We start from the raw sequence: 19523 nt of genomic DNA, 5'->3' as shown, positions 1-19523 counted from the left end.
CCCTTCGCAGGGGGAGGAGAAAGTCTTACTTCTGAATTGTTTTGAGGGCTGCAACGCAGCGATCTACCACACCTTCAAACTTGTGATCGATATTCACGCGCAACACATCCGGTTCGTCTTCGCCCGGTTCTTCGAGCGCATCGAACTGGCTGCGCAGTAAATCGGTCGGCATGAAATGTCCGGCACGCGCTTTAAGGCGCTCGGCGATCACTTCAAAACTGCCTTTCATGTAGATGAACACCATGCCTTCGTTGTCTTTACGCAGGGCGTCACGGTAGCGACGCTTCAGTGCAGAACAGACAATGATGCCGGTTTCATTTTTATGGCGCAGGCTGTAAGCCGCGTCGTTGAGACGCAATAACCACGGCGCGCGGTCATCGTCGTTCAGTGGCGTGCCGCTGGCCATCTTTTGAATATTGGCGCGGGGATGAAGATCATCGCCGTCGATAAATTTCGCGTTAATTTCACGGGCCAGTGCCGCGCCGACGGTGGATTTACCGCTGCCTGACACGCCCATCAGAATGATGCTTTGTCCTGCCATAAGTATGATCTCTATCCCAAAATGAACATTTTTACTGCGTAGTGAGTCCTAATATTACCATGTTACCGGTATCATGATACCGGTAACAAATGGAGATGTGACTAATATCACAAAGGAATGCACTGCTGTTTTAGCGGTCGCGGTCTGTACCCGTAGCACTGTTAATTCCTACAACATCTTGAAAATTAAAAACAATGCTTCACCCGGTTTTTAGTCATACCCGGGTGACAGCGTGAGGGGAAGAATATGCCATTAGTTATTGTAGCGGTGGGTGTCGCACTGCTGTTGTTACTTATGATCCGATTTAAGCTTAATGGCTTCATTGCACTGATTCTTGTCGCGCTGGCGGTGGGGATTATGCAGGGAATGCCGGTCGATAAAGTTATCACCTCGATCAAAAACGGGGTGGGTGGGACGCTTGGCAGTCTTGCGCTGATCATGGGCTTCGGTGCCATGCTCGGTAAAATGCTGGCGGATTGCGGTGGCGCACAACGTATCGCGACCACCCTTATCGAAAAGTTTGGCCGTGAGCACATTCAGTGGGCGATCGTGCTGACAGGTTTCATCGTCGGGTTTGCCCTGTTCTATGAAGTCGGTTTCGTGCTGATGTTACCACTGGTCTTCACTGTGGCCGCGGCGGCGCGTTTACCATTGCTGTATGTCGGGGTTCCGATGGCGGCCGCGTTATCCGTCACACACGGGTTCCTGCCTCCGCACCCTGGTCCGACGGCGATTGCGACGATTTTCCATGCGGATATGGGTAAAACACTGCTGTTTGGTTCACTGCTGGCGGTGCCGACGGTGATTCTGGCAGGGCCGGTGTATGCGCGCTTCCTGAAAGGTATCGACAAACCGGTGCCTGAAGGTCTGTTTAACCCGAAAACCTTCACGGAAGAAGAGATGCCGGGCTTTGGCGTCAGCGTCGCGACTTCACTGGTGCCGGTTATTCTGATGGCATTCCGCGCACTTTGCGAAATGATCCTGCCGAAAGGGCATCCGGTGCTGGCGTATGCTGAATTCTTCGGCGACCCGGTGATGGCAACGCTGATTGCGGTGCTGATCGCTATCTTCACTTTCGGTCTGAACCGTGGCCGTAAGATGGAAGATGTGATGGCAACTGTGACCGATTCCATCAAAATCATCGCGATGATGTTGTTAATCATCGGCGGCGGCGGTGCGTTTAAACAGGTGCTGGTGGACAGCGGTATTGAAAAATACATTGCAGCTCTGATGGACGGCAGCACGCTCTCGCCAATCCTGCTGGCCTGGTCCATTGCGGCGGTTCTGCGTATCGCATTGGGGTCTGCTACCGTGGCAGCGATTACTGCGGGCGGTATTGCCGCGCCACTGATCGCCACCACGGGCGTCAGCCCTGAACTGATGGTGATCGCCGTCGGTTCCGGCAGCGTGATTTTCTCGCACGTCAACGATCCGGGCTTCTGGTTGTTCAAGGAATATTTCAACCTGAGCATTGTCGAAACCTTCAAATCCTGGTCTGTGCTGGAAACCATCATTTCCCTGTGCGGTCTGGCGGGATGTCTGCTGTTGTCGATGGTCGTCTGACGACAAATTGTTAGCATATAAAAGGCGAGCCGCGTGGCTTAATGCCGGTCACCTTAAGTGACCGGCATTAGCCGCGTGGCTCGCCTTTTTCGTTTTTTCTGCTGCTAAATCTTCAGATACGCCCTGATCCCATCAAGGAACATCTGTGTTGAGAGCATCACCAGAATCAGGCCCATCAGGCGTTCGAGGGCGCTGACGCCTTTGTCGCCGAGCAGGCGCAGGAACAGGTTCGACAGCAGAAGGATCGCCATCGACATGCCCCAGGCGATAAACAGCGCCAGCGTGAGATGACTCATCTGATTCGGGTACTGGTGCGAAAGCAGCATCAGCGTCGCGAGAATCGACGGGCCAGCAACCAGCGGGATTGCCATCGGTACGAGGAAGGGTTCTTCACCGGCTGGCAGGCCGCTGCTGCTTTTCTCTTCTGACGGGAAAATCATTTTGATAGCAATCAGGAAAAGAATAATACCGCCGGAAATCGACACGGTTTCGGTACGTAAATTCAGGAACGACAGGATTTTTTCCCCGGCGAACAGGAAAATCAGCATCAGGATCAGTGCGATCAGCATTTCGCGGATTAACACGACCCGGCGACGTTTCGGGTCGAGATGTTTTAAAACCGACATAAAAATCGGTAAGTTGCCCAGCGGATCCATAATTAAAAACAGCAAAATGGTTGCTGAAATCATTTCGGTCATGACTACCTCAGAAAAAATGCCTGTTATAAGTTGCGCTGCTATTAAAAGCTGCACTATTGATTAAATTCACTTGCCACTTCTACTACATTTTGTAAGGTGGTAGACCAGCGCGTTAACGGGGCACAGTGCATCAAAACAGGCACTAACTTAGTGCAAACGCGCGTTCAAGCCGTTTTAAGCAGTTATCACCCTCAGGGCAGGACAGATATTATGAAAAATGTAGGTTTCGTTGGCTGGCGCGGGATGGTCGGTTCTGTACTCATGCAACGCATGATTGAAGAACGCGATTTCGACGCTATCCGTCCGGTATTCTTCTCCACCTCTCAGCACGGTCAGGCCGCGCCTTCTTTCACGGGTCAGTCCGGAACCTTGCAGGATGCCTATGATCTGGACGCTCTGAGCGCGCTGGACATTATCATCACCTGTCAGGGCGGCGATTATACCAATGAAATCTATCCTAAGCTGCGTGAAATCGGTTGGTCTGGCTACTGGATTGACGCAGCATCCTCTCTGAGAATGGAAGATGACGCGATAATCATCCTTGACCCGGTGAACAGCGCAGTGATCCATCAGGGCATCGACAAAGGCATTAAAACCTTTGTGGGCGGTAACTGTACCGTCAGCCTGATGCTGATGTCGCTCGGCGGCCTGTTTGCGAATGACCTGATCGAGTGGGCGTCTGTCGCCACGTACCAGGCAGCCTCCGGCGGCGGTGCGCGTCACATGCGTGAACTGCTGACCCAGATGGGTATGCTGCATAGCAGTGTGGCGAAAGAGCTGGAAAACCCGGCGTCCGCCATTCTGGACATCGAACGTAAAGTGACCGCGCTGACCCGCAGCGGTACGTTGCCAACCGATAACTTCGGTGTTCCGCTGGCGGGCGGTCTGATCCCGTGGATCGACAAACAGCTCGATAACGGCCAGACCAAAGAAGAATGGAAAGGTCAGGCGGAAACCAACAAAATTCTCGGCTCTTCCAGCATTATTCCGGTGGATGGCCTGTGTGTTCGTATCGGCGCGCTGCGTTGTCACAGCCAGGCTTTCACGCTGAAATTGAAACAAGACGTGTCAATTCCGGAAATCGAACAGATGCTGGCTTCGCATAATGACTGGGTTCGCGTGATCCCAAATGACCGCGAACTGTCGATGCGTGAACTGACGCCAGCGGCTGTCACCGGCACCATGAACACACCGGTCGGCCGTCTGCGTAAACTGAATATGGGCCCGCAATATCTGTCTGCATTCACCGTGGGTGATCAGCTGCTGTGGGGCGCGGCAGAGCCTTTACGCCGCATGCTGCGTATTCTTCTCTAACGCGATGCAATATTGAAAACTGCCCTGTTTTCTTTGTAAAGATTTCCCTGCGGGACACCAGCACGGTGTCCCGTTTTTGATTCTGTCATCAATCACTTCACCGTTTATCCGCCTTTTTCCAGCGCAACTCTCTGTATTTCATTTTGCGAAAAATTCATCGGTTTCTTCCCGCTGATTTTTCGAACCTTTGTCTATGCTTAGTAGAAGAGCTATGCCTCTTTGAGAAGCTGAAATAAGCACTTATTTGGAAATTGTGAGCGTAAGCGTCATCGCGCACTTTTTGGCAAAACCGAAACACAGCCGGATCACAAAGCGGCGATAAAAAGGGGAGCACACTGGGATCACGTTTCGTATTGAATACCTGAATGATTTTATTGGATTTATTGATTTAATTAATCATAGGACGAAATACATGTCTGTACTTCCCGATCAGCACGTCATTAACCAAATTATATCTGGCCACTACGCTGATCCTTTTTCTCTTTTGGGTATGCATTCTGTGGCCGCCGGGCTGGAAGTGCGTGCCCTGTTGCCGGATGCGGATCAGGTCTGGGTTATTGATGTAGAAAAAGGTAAACAGGTGGCGGAACTGCGTCGTTACGATGATCGCGGTTTCTTTGTCGGCCTGATCCCGCGGCGTAAAAATGCCTTTCGTTACAAGCTGGAAGTCCGCTGGGGCGAGAATCTGCATGTGATTGACGATCCGTACCGGTTCGGCACATTGTTGCAGGAACTGGATATCTGGTTACTGGCAGAAGGCACGCACCTGCGGCCATACGAAAAACTCGGCGCACATCTGCAAACGCTGGATGACGTCGAGGGTGTCAGTTTTGCCGTCTGGGCACCGAACGCCACGCGGGTTTCCGTCGTGGGTGAATTCAACTTCTGGGACGGCCGCCGACACCCGATGCGCCAGCGCCGTGAAAATGGTATCTGGGAACTCTTCATTCCCGCCGTCCGCGAAGGTCAACTGTATAAATTCGAAATTATCGACTGCCGCGGGCATGTCAGCCTGCGCGCCGACCCTTATGCTTTTGAGGCGCAGATGCGTCCGGATACTGCCTCGTGCGTGCGTAAATTACCGGATGTTGTGCCGCATTCAGAAAGCCGAAAGAAAGCCAATGCGCTGAATCAGCCGGTTTCCGTGTATGAAGTGCACCTGGGTTCCTGGCGTCGTCATACCGATGATAATTTCTGGCTCAGCTATGGTGAACTGGCCGAGCAATTAGTCTCATATGCCAAATGGATGGGTTTTACGCACATCGAACTGATGCCGGTCAACGAACATCCGTTCGACGGGAGCTGGGGTTATCAGCCGCTTGGCATGTATGCGCCGACCCGTCGTTTCGGCACGCCGATGGAATTCAAAGCCTTTGTCGAGGCCGCGCATAACGCCGGGCTGAACGTCATTCTCGACTGGGTGCCGGGACATTTTCCGAGCGACACCTATGGTTTAGCGCAGTTTGACGGCACCGCGCTGTACGAATATGCCGATCCCCGTGAAGGTTATCATCAGGACTGGAACACGCTGATTTATAACTATGGCCGCCATGAAGTGCGTAACTATCTGGCAGGCAATGGTTTTTACTGGATTGAACGGTTTGGCATTGACGGCCTGCGTGTCGATGCGGTGGCTTCCATGATTTACCGCGATTACAGCCGTAAAGCCGGGGAGTGGATCCCGAATTATTACGGTGGCCGCGAAAACCTCGAAGCCATTTCCTTCCTGAAATACACCAACCAGACCATTGGTCGTGAACTCGGCGGTGCGGTGACGCTGGCGGAAGAATCGACCGATTATCCCGGCGTCACCATGCCGCCGGATGCTAACGGGCTGGGTTTCCATTACAAGTGGAATATGGGCTGGATGCACGACTCCCTGACCTATATGCAGCTTGATCCGGTTCACCGCAAATATCATCACAATCTCATGACATTCGGCGTGCTTTACGCTTACAGCGAGAACTTCATATTGCCGCTGTCCCACGATGAAGTGGTACACGGTAAAAAATCTTTACTGGATAAAATGCCCGGCGATGTGTGGCAGAAGTTCGCCAACCTGCGCGCCTACTACGGCTTTATGTGGGCACATCCGGGCAAGAAATTGCTGTTTATGGGCAATGAATTTGCGCAGGGGCGTGAGTGGAATTTTGACGCCAGCCTCGACTGGCATCTGCTTGACGATCCAAGCGGCTGGCACAGCGGCGTACAACATCTGGTACGCGACCTGAACCAGACCTATCAGGCCAATGCGCCGTTGTATGAGCTCGATTACAACCCGCGCGGTTTCGAATGGCTGGTGGTCGACGATCACGAAAACTCGATTTTCGCCTTTGCCCGCCGTGACGAAAATGGCGGTGAAGTGATCGTCATCAGTAACTTTACGCCGGTTCCGCGTGAGCATTATCGCATAGGCATCAGTCAGCCTGGGCGTTATCACGAAATCCTCAATACCGATTCGCATTTCTACCGTGGCAGTAATGTCGGCAACGGTTGCGATATTTACAGTGAAAATATTGGCCATCATCAGCGTGACCATTCGATCAGCGTGACTATTCCGCCGCTGGCGACGGTTTATTTGCGAAGGGAGGCGTAATGAAACAGCTCGGTCCCGGTCTGCCCGCACCTTTTGGTGCGCATCTCAGAGATAGTGGCGTCAATTTTTGCCTGTACTCTGCACATGCGGAAAAAGTGGAACTCTGTCTTTTTGATGAGACCGGCAGCGAGCAACATTTGCCTTTGACCGGGCGCACCGGCCATCTCTGGCATGGGTTTGTGCCGGGGCTGAAAGCCGGACAACGCTACGGCTACCGGGTTTACGGACCGTTCGACCCGAAAAAGGGTCACCGGTTTAACCCGAAGAAAGTGCTGATCGACCCAAGCGCACGTGCGATTGACGGCGTACTGCTCGACAACGCACGGTTCACCGGCGGCACCGATGCGCCCGACGATAAAGACAGCGCCGTGGTTGCGCCGAAATCCGTGGTGGTCGCCGGAAATTTCGACTGGGGTGATGATCAACCGCCCGCGAAACCCTGGGGTGAAACGGTGATTTACGAGGCGCATGTGCGCGGCCTCACTCGCCAGCATCCCCATATTCCGGCAGCCCTTCGCGGCACCTATGCCGGGCTGGCGCATCCGGTGATGCTTGAATATTTGCAGCATCTGGGCGTCACCGCGATAGAACTTTTGCCGGTGCAGCATCATGCCGACGAACCACGCCTGCAACACCTTGGACTGAGTAATTACTGGGGCTACAACGTGCTGGCACCGTGCGCGGTTGAACCGCGTTACGCCAGCGGGCTGGGCGGTGTATCGGCGCTGAATGAATTTAAATCGGCGGTTAAAGCACTGCATCAGGCGGGTATTGAAGTGATCCTCGATGTGGTGTTCAACCACAGCGCTGAGCTGGATATCGACGGGCCGTTTATTTCGTTTCGTGGCATTGATAACGCCAGCGGGTACTGGCTTAACGACGACGGTTCCGACAACAACATGACCGGCTGCGGCAACACGATACGGCTGATGGACGAGGACATGATCGCCTGGACCCTCGATTGCCTGCATTACTGGGTACGTGAATGTCATGTTGACGGCTTCCGTTTTGATTTAGCGACAGTTCTCGGCAGAACGCCGGAATTCACCGCACAATCGCCGTTGTTCCTGGCCATTAAACACGATGACATCCTCTCGAAAATCAAACTGATTGCCGAGCCGTGGGATATCGGGGCCGGGGGCTATCAGCTCGGAAATTTCCCCGCACCCTTTGCCGAATGGAGTGATGTGTGGCGCGACGATATGCGCCAGTTCTGGTTGCATGGCGATCTTTCTCTGGGGCAGTTTGCCGGGCGTTTTGCCGCCTCCGCCGACAAGTTCAATCCCGCGCAGCGTGAGCCTTACGCCTGCATCAACATGCTGACGGCGCACGACGGCTTCACGTTGCGCGATCTCGTCAGTTTTAACCAGAAACATAACCAGGCCAACGGTGAAGAAAATCGCGACGGCCATAACGAAAATTTCAGCCAAAACCACGGTGAAGAAGGGCTTGCGGCGTCTGAAGGCGTATTACAGCAGCGCCGTCTCAGCCAGCGTGCCTTGCTGGCGACGCTCTGTTTGTCACAGGGCACGCCGATGTTGCTGGCCGGTGATGAACTCGGCAACAGCCAGTCGGGCAACAACAATGCCTACTGTCAGGACAATCCGCTGACCTGGCTTGACTGGGAGAACGCCGATGAAAGCCTGACAGCCTATACCTGCGCGCTGATTGCGTTGCGCCGGAAAATTCCGGCACTGACGCAAAACCGCTGGTGGCAGGAAGGCAGCGATGACGTGCAATGGCTGAATCAACAGGGGCAACCGATGAGCCCCGGCGACTGGGAGCAGGGGCCGCAGCAGTGGCTGCAAATCTGCCTGTCACAGCGCTGGTTGGTGATCGTTAATGCCTCGCTGCACGAGGTGGATTTGCACCTGCCGCCGGGAAACTGGCAGCCAGTGGCACCGTTCAACAGCGTGCTTTTTGATGAGGAACCCCGGCGTGTCATGGAAGGCTCGCAATGGCGGGCAGCAGCAAAAACCCTCTGTGTCCTACAAGATTTCACTTCACAGAGCCGGTCATTATAAAAACAAAGGAGTCAGATATGGCGACATTAGATAACCGGGACCCGGTCATGCTGGCAAGGCAGTTGCCGCTGAAATCCGTGGCATTAATCCTTGCCGGGGGCCGTGGTTCAAGACTGAAAGATTTAACCGCAACCCGGGCAAAACCCGCCGTTCACTTTGGCGGAAAATTCCGCATCATTGATTTCGCCCTGTCAAATTGCCTGAACTCCGGCATTCGTCGCATCGGCGTGATTACACAATATCAGTCACACACGCTGGTTCAGCATATCCAGCGCGGCTGGTCTTTCCTTAACGAAGAAATGAACGAATTCGTGGATTTACTTCCGGCGCAGCAACGCCACAGCACCGAGCACTGGTACAAAGGTACCGCCGATGCGGTTTATCAGAATCTGGATATCATCCGCCGCTATAACGCCGAGTTTGTGGTGATCCTGGCGGGTGATCATATCTACAAGATGGACTACTCGCGGATGCTGATCGACCACGTGCAGAAGGGCGGTGAATGTACCGTCGCCTGCCTGGAAGTGCCGCGCACCGAGGCCAGTGAATTCGGTGTTATCGGCGTCACTGAGGATTATCACATCACCAGTTTCGTCGAAAAACCCAAAGACCCGCCGCCGATGCCCGGCAATCCCGATATGGCGCTGGCGAGCATGGGCATCTACATTTTTAATGCAGACTATCTGTTTCGCATGCTCGAAGAAGATATGGCGAGTGAAGAGTCGAGCCACGATTTCGGCAAAGACCTGATCCCGAAACTGACCCGTCAGGGCGTCGCCCGCGCGCATCCGTTTGGTCTTTCCTGCGTCACGCAAAACGATGAAGCGCCGCCGTACTGGCGTGATGTCGGCACGCTCGATGCCTACTGGCGCGCTAATCTGGATCTGGCGTCAGTCACGCCGGAGCTGGATATGTACGACCGCGACTGGCCGATCCGTACCCACATGGAGCCGCTTCCGCCCGCCAAATTTGTACAGGATCGCTCAGGCAGCCACGGCATGACCATGAATTCGCTGGTGGCCGGTGGCGTGATTGTTTCCGGTTCGGTGGTGGTGCATTCCGTGCTGTTCCCGCGGGTACGCGTCAACTCTTTCTGCAATATCGATTCGGCCATCATCCTGCCGGATGTGAATGTGGGGCGTTCATGCCGTCTGCGCAAATGCGTCATTGACCGCGCTTGTCAGATCCCTGAAGGCATGGTGATTGGTGAGAATGCCGATGAAGACAGCCGCCGTTTCTACCGTTCGGAAGGTGGCGTGGTGCTGGTGACCCGCGCAATGCTGGCGAAACTATAAACAGACGATAGAAGTACGACTTTTCGTCATCCCGGTGAACGCCGGGATGACCGGGATAATCAGGAGCGCGAATGCAGGTTTTACATGTTTGTTCTGAGCTGTTTCCGCTGTTAAAAACGGGCGGCCTTGCGGATGTCGCCGGTGCATTACCCGCCGCTCAGATTGCGGAAGGCGCGGATGTCCGCGTGCTCATTCCGGCTTTCCCTGACGTCAAAAAAGGACTGGGGGAAACACAGGTGATTGGCACGCTGGCAACTTTTGCCGGGCATGTCACCCTTTCACTGGGTTACTTTGATGGCGTGGGTATTTATCTGATTGATGTGCCGGGATTGTATGACCGTCCCGGCAGCCCGTATCACGATCAATCGTCGTTTGCCTATCCGGATAACCATCTGCGCTTTGCGTTGCTGAGCTGGATGGCCTGCGAACTGGCACTGAATTTCGATCCACACTGGCAACCCGATATCGTCCACTCTCATGACTGGCACGCCGGTCTATGTTCCGCGTATATCCGCGCCCGTAATGCGCCGGTGCGGACGGTTTTCACCGTACATAATCTGGCGTTTCAGGGATTGTTTGGCGCGCATCATCTCGATGAGCTGTATATCCCGCGCGAGTTCTTTCAGATGCACGGGCTGGAATTCTACGGCCAGATATCTTTCCTGAAAGCCGGTCTGTTCTATTCCGACCACGTGACCACCGTCAGCCCAACGTACGCGAAAGAAATCACCCGTCCGGAATTTGGCTATGGCATGGAATCGCTGCTGCTGGAACGTGAAATGCAAGGGCGGCTGACGGGGATCCTTAACGGCGTCGATGACGCTATCTGGCAGCCGCGTGATGACGTGCTGCTGTCAGCGCGTTACGACGCGGAGGATTTACGCTCGAAAGCGGTCAATAAAGCCTATCTGCAACGGGCGATGGGGCTGGATGTGGATGATTCGCGGCTGGTATTTGCTGTTGTCAGTCGCCTGACCAGCCAGAAAGGGCTGGATCTGGTGCTGGAAGCCTTGCCGGATTTACTCGAACGCGGCGGTCAGCTGGCGCTGCTGGGCGCGGGTGACGCGGTGCTGCAACAGGCATTTCTGGCAGCCGCGGCGGACAACCCTGGCCAGGTCGGCGTGCAGCTCGGCTATCACGAAGCGTTTTCCCATCGCATTATCGGCGGGGCGGATGTCATTATGGTGCCGAGCCGTTTTGAGCCTTGCGGATTAACCCAATTATATGGCCTCAAATACGGTACGTTGCCGCTGGTGCGCCGCACCGGCGGGCTGGCCGACACGGTGGTCGATTGTGCACTGGAAAATCTGGCCGACGGAACAGCCAGTGGTTTTGTCTTTGAAGAAGCAACGGGGAAATCGCTGGGAAATGCGATCCGCCGGGCATTTGTTTTGTGGAGCCGACCGAAACACTGGCGACACGTCCAACAACACGCCATGGGTATTGATTTTGGCTGGAAGGTGGCTGCGCAGGAATATATCACCCTGTATAACCGCCTGCTGTCCTGACCCTGAACGTAGCTAACTTGATCGGGAATGTAACGCTATGACTTCACCGTTTAATTACAACTCACCGACAGTCAGTGTCGAAGCGCTTAAGCATTCTATTGCCTATAAACTGATGTTTATCATCGGCAAAGATCCGTCTATTGCGACACAACACGACTGGCTGAACGCCACATTGTTTGCGGTGCGCGATCGCATGGTGGAACGCTGGTTGCGTTCTAACCGGGCGCAAACCTCACAGGACGTCCGGCAGGTTTATTACCTGTCGATGGAGTTTCTGATTGGACGGACGCTTTCCAATGCGTTGCTGGCGATGGGTATTTACGACGACCTGAAAAGCGCGCTTGATGAAATGGGCTTTGATCTCGAAGAACTGATCGGTGAAGAAAATGACCCTGGTTTAGGCAACGGCGGACTCGGACGACTGGCGGCCTGTTTCCTTGATTCGCTGGCGACGCTGGCGCTGCCGGGGCGCGGTTACGGCATCCGGTATGAATACGGTATGTTTGCGCAAAGCATCATCAACGGTGAGCAAAAAGAAGCGCCGGATTACTGGCTGGAATACGGTAACCCGTGGGAATTCCAGCGTTACAATACCCGTTATAAAGTGCGTTTCGGCGGACGGGTGCAGCATGAAGGCATCAAAACCCGCTGGCTGGAAACCGAGGAGGTCATCGCCTGCGCCTATGATCAGGTCATTCCCGGCTACGACACCGACGCGACCAACACGCTGCGCTTGTGGGGCGCGCAGGCCAGTAACGAAATCAATCTGGGGAAATTTAATCAGGGCGATTACTTCGCGGCGGTGGAAGATAAAAACCATTCTGAGAACGTGTCCCGCGTGTTGTATCCCGATGACTCAACTTATTCTGGCCGCGAGCTGCGGTTGCGTCAGGAATATTTTCTGGTGTCGGCGACCGTGCAGGATATTCTCAACCGGCATTACACCACGCACCATACTTACGACAATCTGGCCGATAAAATCGCCATCCACCTCAACGACACGCACCCGGTATTGTCGATCCCTGAGCTGATGCGCCTGTTAATCGACGAGCATAAATTCGAGTGGCAAGCCGCGTGGCAAACCGTATGCAGCGTGTTCTCTTACACCAACCACACGCTGATGAGCGAAGCGCTGGAAACCTGGCCGGTAGACATGATCGGCAAAATCCTGCCGCGTCATCTGGAGATTATTTTCCAGATTAACGATCACTTCCTGAAAGAAGTGGCGGAAAAGATACCCAATGATAATGGCCTGCTGTCGCGTGTCTCGATTATCGATGAAGGCAATGGCCGCAAAGTGCGGATGGCATGGCTTGCGGTCATCGCCAGCCACAAAGTTAACGGTGTGTCTGAGCTGCATTCCGAGCTGATGGTGCAGTCGTTGTTTGCTGATTTCGCCCGTATTTATCCGGACCGTTTCTGTAATAAAACCAACGGCGTGACGCCGCGCCGCTGGCTGGCACTGGCCAACAAACCGCTGTCAGCGGTAATTGACGATGCCATCGGCCAGACCTGGCGTTCTGATCTCAGCCAGCTGGCGGAACTGAAACAGAATCTGGATTACCTGAGCTTCCTGCAGGCAATCCGCAAGGCCAAGCTGGACAACAAAAAACGGCTGGCGCTGTATATCGCCCAGAAGCTGAATATTGTGGTGGATCCGAAAAGCCTGTTCGACGTGCAGATTAAGCGTATCCACGAATATAAACGTCAGCTAATGAATGTGCTGCACGTCATCACCCGTTATAACCGCATTCTCGAAGAGCCAGATGCCGAATGGGTGCCACGCACAGTGATTTTCGCCGGCAAAGCGGCCTCGGCGTATTATGCGGCGAAGCAGATCATCCGGCTGATCAACGATGTGGCGGCGGTGATCAACAACGATCCGCGTATTGGCAACAAGCTGAAGATCGTTTTCATTCCGAACTACAGTGTCAGCCTGGCGCAACTGATCATTCCGGCGGCAGATCTTTCCGAGCAAATCTCTCTGGCCGGTACCGAAGCCTCCGGCACCAGTAACATGAAATTTGCTCTCAATGGCGCGCTGACTATCGGGACGCTTGACGGTGCCAACGTTGAAATGCTCGAACACGTGGGCGAGGAGAATATCTTTATCTTTGGCAATACCACGCCGCAGGTCGAGGAATTACGCCGCAAAGGCTACAACCCGCATACTTACTTCGAGCAGGACGCCGAGCTGCATCAGGTGCTGACGCAAATCGCCACCGGGGTCTTCAGCCCAGGCGAGCCGAAGCGCTACACCAACCTGTTCGATACGCTGGTCAATCTCGGCGATCACTATCAGGTGCTGGCGGATTACCGCAGTTATGTCGATACGCAGGATAAAGTCGATGAGCTGTATAAACTGCCGGAAGAATGGACGCGCCGCACGCTGCATAACATCGCCAACATGGGCTATTTCTCCTCGGACCGTACCATTCAGGAATACGCCGATGAGATCTGGAACATTAAGCCGGTGAAGTTGTAGAGGAGTCGCTCCCTCCCCTGCGAAGGGGAGGGTTGGGGTGGGGTATTAAGGTCAAAAACAAGATGTTAAGTGTGCATAAGCACTTGTTTTGTCTGTTAAACCCCCTCCCGGCCTCCCCCTTCGCAGGGGGAGGAGCTAACTAAATCAAGACGCCAGCGACAGATGTTTCTTCTGCTGTTTGTGCGTTTCCAGCCACTCGGCGACGCGTTGTTGCTGGGTTTTATCCAGCCACATACCGAGTTTGGTACGACGCCAGATGGCATCATCAAGCTGTGAAACCCACTCTTTTTCCACCAGATAACGCAGTTCAGCTTCGTAGAATCCGTGACCGAAATCTTCGCCCAGCGATTCAAGGCTGGTCGCGTCATTCAGGAATAACTCTGTCTGGCTGCCGTACGTACGCGCATAACGGCGTGCCAGTGATTCCGGTAACCATTTGAAGCGGGAACGCAGATTGGCGCTGTAGGTATCACGGTCTCCGTTCAGTTTCCCGCCAGGCAGCACGGCCGTTTTGGTCCACGCCGGGCCGGCTTTCGGATAGTACTTCACCAGTTTTTCCAGCGCATGTTCCGCCAGCTTACGGTAGGTGGTCAGCTTGCCGCCGAATACAGAAAGCAGCGGTGCTTTGCCATCCTGATCGTGAACGTCGAGCGTGTAATCGCGGGTCACCGCCTGTGGTGAATCTGATTCGTCATCGCACAGCGGGCGCACGCCGGAATAAGTCCAGACGATGTCTTCGGTGGTCAGCTGTTTCTTAAAGTGGTCGTTATACACTTTCAGCAGATAACCGATTTCTTTATCATCGATTTTCACGTCTTTCGGATCGCCGTGATATTCCACGTCGGTGGTGCCGATGATGGAGAATTCATCCATCCACGGGATCACGAAAACAATGCGGTGATCTTCGTTTTGCAGAATGTAGGCCTGCGGCTGATTGTGTGCACGGGGCACCACAATATGGCTGCCTTTGATCAGACGGATGCCGTATGGCGATTTCAGCTTCAGGCCGTCGTCGAAGAAATGTTTTACCCACGGACCGGTAGCGTTCACCAGACCTTTGGCGCGCCAGGTGAAGGTTTTGCCGGTGTCGATATCTTCGGCTTCCACCATCCACATGCCGTCCTCACGCCATGCGCGGGTCACGCGGGTGCGGGTACGAACTTCGCCGCCACGTTCTTCCACTTCCTGTGCATTGACGACCACTAAACGCGCATCGTCGACCCAGCAATCCGAGTATTCAAAACCTTTGGTCAGTTCTGGTTTCAGCACGGACTCGCTGCCGAATTTCAGACCTTTACTGGCCGGCAGGCTGGTGCGTTTGCCCAGATGGTCGTACAGGAACAAACCGGCGCGGATCATCCAGGCCGGGCGCAAATGCGGCTGATGCGGTAAACGGAAACGCATCGGGAAAGCAATATGCGGTGCCATTTTCAACAGCACTTCACGTTCAGCCAGCGCTTCGCTGACCAGACGGAATTCGTAATGTTCCAGATAGCGCAGGCCACCGTGGATCAGTTTAGAACTGGCCGAAGAGGTCGCGCAGGCCAAGTCTTGCGCTTCAAGCAGCAGAACAGACAGCCCGCGGCCAGCTGCGTCGACTGCGATGCCGGTACCATTAATACCGCCACCAATTACGATCAAGTCTTTGGTTTCCACGTCATCTTCCTCCAGATGTTCGCAATAGCTCTTTTATGTTCGTTTTCGCTCACGATTGTAATCGAGAATCGACAAACAAGCCAAGCGTTAACCAAATAAAAACAATTATGCGTGATGAAGGTAACATTTTTGTGTCGGTTTCGAGCAAAATAGCAAGGCGGGGACGAAACCGAACGCCGCTACGCGTGGAATTTTTCGAAATTGTTCGTTTTGCCGGGCAGGGCGGAGGGAGGAAAAGCAGGAGCGCCAGCCGCAGCGCTCCCTAAATGCAGGCAAATCAGCACAGTTCGAGATGCACGTCGTACTTGTCGATGATTTGCTTCACGCTGTCCGGCGGCTGTTTATCAGTGAACAGATAATGAATCAGATCCATTTTGCCGAGGTTGACCATCGCGTTTCGGCCAAATTTGGAATGGTCCGTCACCAGCATCACGCAGCGGGAGTTTTCGATAATCGCGCGTTTGGTACGGGCTTCGTGATAGTCGAATTCGAGCAGCGAACCGTCCATATCGATGCCACTGATGCCGAGAATGCCGTAATCAAGGCGGAACTGAGAGATGAAATCGAGCGTTGCCTCGCCCATGATGCCGCCGTCGCGGGCGCGCACTTCACCGCCTGCGAGGAACAAACGAAAGTCCTCTTTGGCTGTCAGCAGCGTCGCGACGTTCAGGTTGTTGGTCACGATGCGCAGATTTTTATGGTTAAGCAGCGCATGCGCCACGGCTTCCGGCGTGGTGCCGATATCAATAAACAGCGTTGAACCGTCAGGGATCTGGCTGGCGACTCGTTCGGCGATACGCGCTTTCGCTTCCGACCACATCACTTTACGGTCGTTGTATGCCGCATTCACCGAACTGGACGGCAAGGCTGCACCGCCATGGTGACGGTGAATTTTATTCTGTTCCGCCAGATCATTCAGATCACGGCGGATAGTTTGCGGGCTGACTGCAAAATGCTCCACCAGCTCTTCGGTGCTGACATACCCCTGCTGGCGGACTAAATCGATAATCGCATCATGGCGTTGTGTTTGTTTCACCCGAATCCCCTACTTATTTTTTTTGTTGCGCGGAGTGCGCGTATCAACAAATGCCATGACCAGGCCGAGACCCAGACCAAACGCATGCGCGGCATTCGACACGGCCGCGCCGCCCGTCGCATAGCCAATGAACATAAAAATCAGCGAAATGACCAGTAATCCGCCGGGCACATACAGACGACTTTCCGGTTTCAGCTGGCCGGTCAGCCAGGCGTAACCCATCAGCGCGTACACCACACCGGATAATCCGCCGAACCACGAACCGTTGACCATCGACTGGCCCCAGCCGCTGATCAGGGCAGAAATTAAGGTTACGGTGAACAGTTTGCCGCTGCCCAGATGCATCTCAATCTGGCTGGCGAGATACCACCACCATGCCAGATTAATCAGCAGGGCAATAAAGGAGAAATTCATCAGGGCCGGGGTGAACCATCGCCATAACTGGAAAACGCGCGAACTGTCCGGCCAGGCGAGCCAGCTCATCACCAGTTCGTCGCCGACCATCTGTTGCAGGATAAACACCGCCAGACTCAGCACAATCATGCCTATCGTCAGCGGCCCGGCGCGGCTGCGCAGGGTTTTCAGGAAGGGTGTGTGCGACATCTTTAAATGTGGCTGTGCCTTGCCGGTTTTCCAGCTTGCTTCCTGATAGCGCGGATGCAGGGGATCGCGCACAAACAGCGCCACCTGCTTCTCGGCCTCTTCCAGACGGGATTCATCTTCCAGCCAGAGCTGCACTTCCTGACTTTCGTGTTTCATCGTCAGCGTAAAACCCTGGGTTGCCATGTAATCGACAAAAGCCTGAGCCAGGCGGGGGTTGTTCAGGTTAAGAATGCGCACCATAGCGTTTAGCGGTTTCCCTAATTGTTTGACTGCGGTAATTCATTGTTATGTAGACAGGCGATAATGGTATCGCCTGATTATCTGTCAGCAGGCTTCTGGTTAACAGGGTCATGCTAACCTAAATGCTGATGACATCGCATTTTGCTCGCGTACAGAGAGGCCAATTTTGCTGGCAATCGTTGGCCACTGTCTGACGATTTGCTGGCAGCGACGGATGATATCCAGCGCATCGCTGTTTGAAATCCTAAACACCGGCGCGACAGAAAGCGCTAAATCGAGATCCATCGCATTATCGGATTCGCTGATATTCAGTTTTAATCCTGTGCTTTGCGCCACCGGATTCATGTCATAGGCGGGTGAAAGACGCCATCCTTTTCCTGGCTCCAGTAGAAAACCGTGATTGCGCAGATGATCGTCGGTATTGGATACCAGCAAATTGAACACGATACGCGACCAGAGTTCGCGTAAATCCTGATTTGGCTGCGCGCCCTGATTAATAATTACCGCCGCCAGCTCAAGGTAGCTGATACCTGAAGAGGCGTCGTCGCCATCCTGATGGCCGGTCAGCGTCATCGCCGAGGCAAAGTGTTTACGCTGACCCTCTGTCGTCCGGTCAAAACGCTTCACTAAAAAACAATGATGAGGATTGGCGTAGCGGCGGGCAAGGCTTTCAGGCACATTCAGACCACAGGCTTTTGCCAGCGTATTGACGACCAACTCCCATGCACCGATATCATATTCGTCATTAATGCTGGGAAATTTTGCTATCCACAGATGACCATCTGGTGCGCTGACGCTGGCTTTTGGGCGGGCGCCGCCAAGCGATCCGCCTGGTGCAATCAGTAAACGTAACCATTCATCTCCTGCGGCATCCTGATTTTCACGGTCCTTTTCCAGCGCCCGGCTGGCGGCTTCGAGTTCACGAATTTGAATGAAAGGAGGAGCAGCGACATCATGACGGTCATCCAGAAAATTGCCTTCATCATTGAGCCGAAACCGCAGCGCGCCGATACGAAAACTGTCATGCACGCCCAGCAGGTAATCAGATTCATAAAGACGCTGGCTTGCAGAGGCCACACCTGCCCGTTTTTCACGTTCCAGCCGTCTTTTCATCAACAACCGTCCCCAGCGATCCGGACTGGTATCCGCAAAGGCACCAAAAATATCCTGCCTTTGTGCCGGATATTGGGGGCCAGTGAATAACCCTATTCGTGGATCAAGCTGAAGATGGGCAAAATCAGGATGCTCCAGCGCAGCCTGATCATATTCAAAGGCAAAAATTTCGCGACCTGCAGCCTGATGCACATTGAGATAACCGATGCGCAAAGGCGATGGGAGAGGCGCCCAGTCGGCATACACGGCAATCCTTACCGTCATTTCTTCGTCCTTTTATGGGTTTTTTTACCGGTATTTTCACCACCTTGAAGCAGTGACGCTAATGAACCCGCACTTAAAAAATCATCCTTAGCCCAGTCACTTTCTGTATCCGGTTCATCTTGTTTTAAAAGAGTATTATCTGAGGACACAGAGGAAGGCGTCCGTTTTGAACGGGAGTTGCGTGAGGTGGGTTTACGGGGAATTAATGTAGCGTCCTGCAACTGGCGGCCGAACGGATCATCTTTGAGCAACAAATTGAGATCTTGTTCTACGCCCAGAACCTGCATTACCGCCAGACAGGCACCGAGAGTGACGCCTGTGTTGCCGCGTTCAAGATTGCGCAATGTCATGGGAACCATACCTGCCCGTTCTGCGACCTGTGCTGCCGTCAGTTTGCGGCGCAACCTCGCCAGACGAAGACGATCGCCAAACTCAGTTAATAGCGATTCAGTTGCCGGAAGCAAGGGCGATGTTTTTCGGGGCATGGTAGCAGCCAATTTGAAGTGTAAACTGAAAGTATTATGGCGATATATGCTCTATATCGCCATAATAATTACACTTTAGCATGCAGGAGATGTGATGCTGAG

General features: G+C 53.9%; 15 protein-coding genes. 8 read left to right on the top strand and 7 right to left on the bottom strand.

All coding sequences use genetic code 11. The features are described from left to right. Positions 1 to 25 precede the first annotated feature (25 nt). Complete coding sequence (locus LC431_RS12600) at positions 26 to 541, bottom strand: gluconokinase (RefSeq protein WP_037033722.1); 516 nt, start codon at positions 539 to 541, stop codon at positions 26 to 28. Between the two features lie 246 nt (positions 542 to 787). Here LC431_RS12600 and gntT point away from each other — a divergent pair, with 246 nt between their 5' ends. Further along, on the top strand, positions 788 to 2104 hold the full coding sequence (gene gntT, locus LC431_RS12595) for a gluconate transporter (RefSeq protein ID WP_013573545.1): 1317 nt from the start codon (positions 788 to 790) through the stop codon (positions 2102 to 2104). A gap of 104 nt (positions 2105 to 2208) precedes the next feature. Here gntT and LC431_RS12590 read toward each other — a convergent pair whose 3' ends face one another. Next, positions 2209 to 2802, bottom strand: coding sequence for a YhgN family NAAT transporter (locus tag LC431_RS12590; RefSeq protein ID WP_013573548.1), 594 nt, complete (start codon positions 2800 to 2802; stop codon positions 2209 to 2211). 210 nt (positions 2803 to 3012) lie between these two features. On the opposite strand from LC431_RS12590, the gene asd reads away from it, so the two are divergent. From asd to glgP, 6 genes are all read left to right on the top strand, one after another. Further along, positions 3013 to 4116, top strand: coding sequence for an aspartate-semialdehyde dehydrogenase (gene asd / locus LC431_RS12585; RefSeq protein WP_223509930.1), 1104 nt, complete (start codon positions 3013 to 3015; stop codon positions 4114 to 4116). Positions 4117 to 4528: 412 nt separating this feature from the next. Next, a complete protein-coding gene (gene glgB, locus LC431_RS12580; protein WP_119261102.1) occupies positions 4529 to 6712 on the top strand; it encodes a 1,4-alpha-glucan branching protein GlgB in 2184 nt (727 codons plus the stop codon). Beyond that, positions 6712 to 8736, top strand: a complete 2025-nt coding sequence (glgX, locus tag LC431_RS12575; protein ID WP_112151943.1) for a glycogen debranching protein GlgX — start codon at positions 6712 to 6714, stop codon at positions 8734 to 8736. Before glgB ends, glgX begins: the two co-directional genes overlap by 1 nt. 17 nt (positions 8737 to 8753) lie before the next feature. Further along, positions 8754 to 10031 (top strand): glucose-1-phosphate adenylyltransferase, encoded by a 1278-nt coding sequence (gene glgC / locus LC431_RS12570; protein ID WP_013573552.1) that lies wholly within the window; start codon positions 8754 to 8756, stop codon positions 10029 to 10031. Positions 10032 to 10102: 71 nt separating this feature from the next. Beyond that, the gene (gene glgA / locus LC431_RS12565; protein ID WP_013573553.1) at positions 10103 to 11539 is read left to right on the top strand and encodes a glycogen synthase GlgA; all 1437 of its coding nucleotides are present in this window, start codon (positions 10103 to 10105) and stop codon (positions 11537 to 11539) included. Between the two features lie 37 nt (positions 11540 to 11576). After that, positions 11577 to 14024, top strand: a complete 2448-nt coding sequence (glgP, locus tag LC431_RS12560; RefSeq protein ID WP_014411488.1) for a glycogen phosphorylase — start codon at positions 11577 to 11579, stop codon at positions 14022 to 14024. A gap of 144 nt (positions 14025 to 14168) precedes the next feature. Here glgP and glpD read toward each other — a convergent pair whose 3' ends face one another. The 5 genes from glpD to LC431_RS12535 form a co-directional block, all read right to left on the bottom strand. Next, entirely contained in the window at positions 14169 to 15680 is a 1512-nt protein-coding gene (glpD, locus tag LC431_RS12555) for a glycerol-3-phosphate dehydrogenase (protein WP_013573555.1), read from the bottom strand. Between the two features lie 277 nt (positions 15681 to 15957). Next, positions 15958 to 16716, bottom strand: a complete 759-nt coding sequence (locus LC431_RS12550) for a DeoR/GlpR family transcriptional regulator (RefSeq protein ID WP_013573556.1) — start codon at positions 16714 to 16716, stop codon at positions 15958 to 15960. A 9-nt stretch (positions 16717 to 16725) separates the two neighbouring features. After that, entirely contained in the window at positions 16726 to 17559 is an 834-nt protein-coding gene (gene glpG / locus LC431_RS12545) for a rhomboid family intramembrane serine protease GlpG (RefSeq protein WP_134706558.1), read from the bottom strand. Between the two features lie 108 nt (positions 17560 to 17667). After that, a complete protein-coding gene (locus tag LC431_RS12540; RefSeq protein ID WP_013573558.1) occupies positions 17668 to 18936 on the bottom strand; it encodes a type II toxin-antitoxin system HipA family toxin in 1269 nt (422 codons plus the stop codon). Continuing rightward, positions 18933 to 19340, bottom strand: coding sequence for a helix-turn-helix transcriptional regulator (locus LC431_RS12535; protein WP_232829664.1), 408 nt, complete (start codon positions 19338 to 19340; stop codon positions 18933 to 18935). The genes LC431_RS12540 and LC431_RS12535 overlap by 4 nt, the downstream gene beginning before the upstream one ends. Here LC431_RS12535 and LC431_RS12530 point away from each other — a divergent pair. Continuing rightward, complete coding sequence (locus LC431_RS12530) at positions 19280 to 19426, top strand: hypothetical protein (RefSeq protein ID WP_223509957.1); 147 nt, start codon at positions 19280 to 19282, stop codon at positions 19424 to 19426. The genes LC431_RS12535 and LC431_RS12530 overlap by 61 nt on opposite strands. Positions 19427 to 19523: the final 97 nt, after the last annotated feature.

Origin of the sequence: Rahnella sp. GSA61A, assembly GCF_019969905.1 — a bacterium.
GTDB classification, from domain to species: domain Bacteria; phylum Pseudomonadota; class Gammaproteobacteria; order Enterobacterales; family Enterobacteriaceae; genus Rahnella; species Rahnella aceris.
The sequence above is the reverse complement of the archived record's forward strand: the minus strand, read 5'-3'. Positions and strand labels throughout refer to the sequence as shown.

Bases quoted from the DNA above. Each gene is read 5' to 3' on its own strand.
- LC431_RS12600 (WP_037033722.1), bottom strand. From the start codon at position 541: ATGGCAGGACAAAGCATCATTCTGATGGGCGTGTCAGGCAGCGGTAAA.
- gntT (WP_013573545.1), top strand. From the start codon at position 788: ATGCCATTAGTTATTGTAGCGGTGGGTGTCGCACTGCTGTTGTTACTT.
- LC431_RS12590 (WP_013573548.1), bottom strand. From the start codon at position 2,802: ATGACCGAAATGATTTCAGCAACCATTTTGCTGTTTTTAATTATGGAT.
- asd (WP_223509930.1), top strand. From the start codon at position 3,013: ATGAAAAATGTAGGTTTCGTTGGCTGGCGCGGGATGGTCGGTTCTGTA.
- glgB (WP_119261102.1), top strand. From the start codon at position 4,529: ATGTCTGTACTTCCCGATCAGCACGTCATTAACCAAATTATATCTGGC.
- glgX (WP_112151943.1), top strand. From the start codon at position 6,712: ATGAAACAGCTCGGTCCCGGTCTGCCCGCACCTTTTGGTGCGCATCTC.
- glgC (WP_013573552.1), top strand. From the start codon at position 8,754: ATGGCGACATTAGATAACCGGGACCCGGTCATGCTGGCAAGGCAGTTG.
- glgA (WP_013573553.1), top strand. From the start codon at position 10,103: ATGCAGGTTTTACATGTTTGTTCTGAGCTGTTTCCGCTGTTAAAAACG.
- glgP (WP_014411488.1), top strand. From the start codon at position 11,577: ATGACTTCACCGTTTAATTACAACTCACCGACAGTCAGTGTCGAAGCG.
- glpG (WP_134706558.1), bottom strand. From the start codon at position 17,559: ATGGTGCGCATTCTTAACCTGAACAACCCCCGCCTGGCTCAGGCTTTT.
- LC431_RS12540 (WP_013573558.1), bottom strand. From the start codon at position 18,936: ATGACGGTAAGGATTGCCGTGTATGCCGACTGGGCGCCTCTCCCATCG.
- LC431_RS12530 (WP_223509957.1), top strand. From the start codon at position 19,280: ATGTCATGGGAACCATACCTGCCCGTTCTGCGACCTGTGCTGCCGTCA.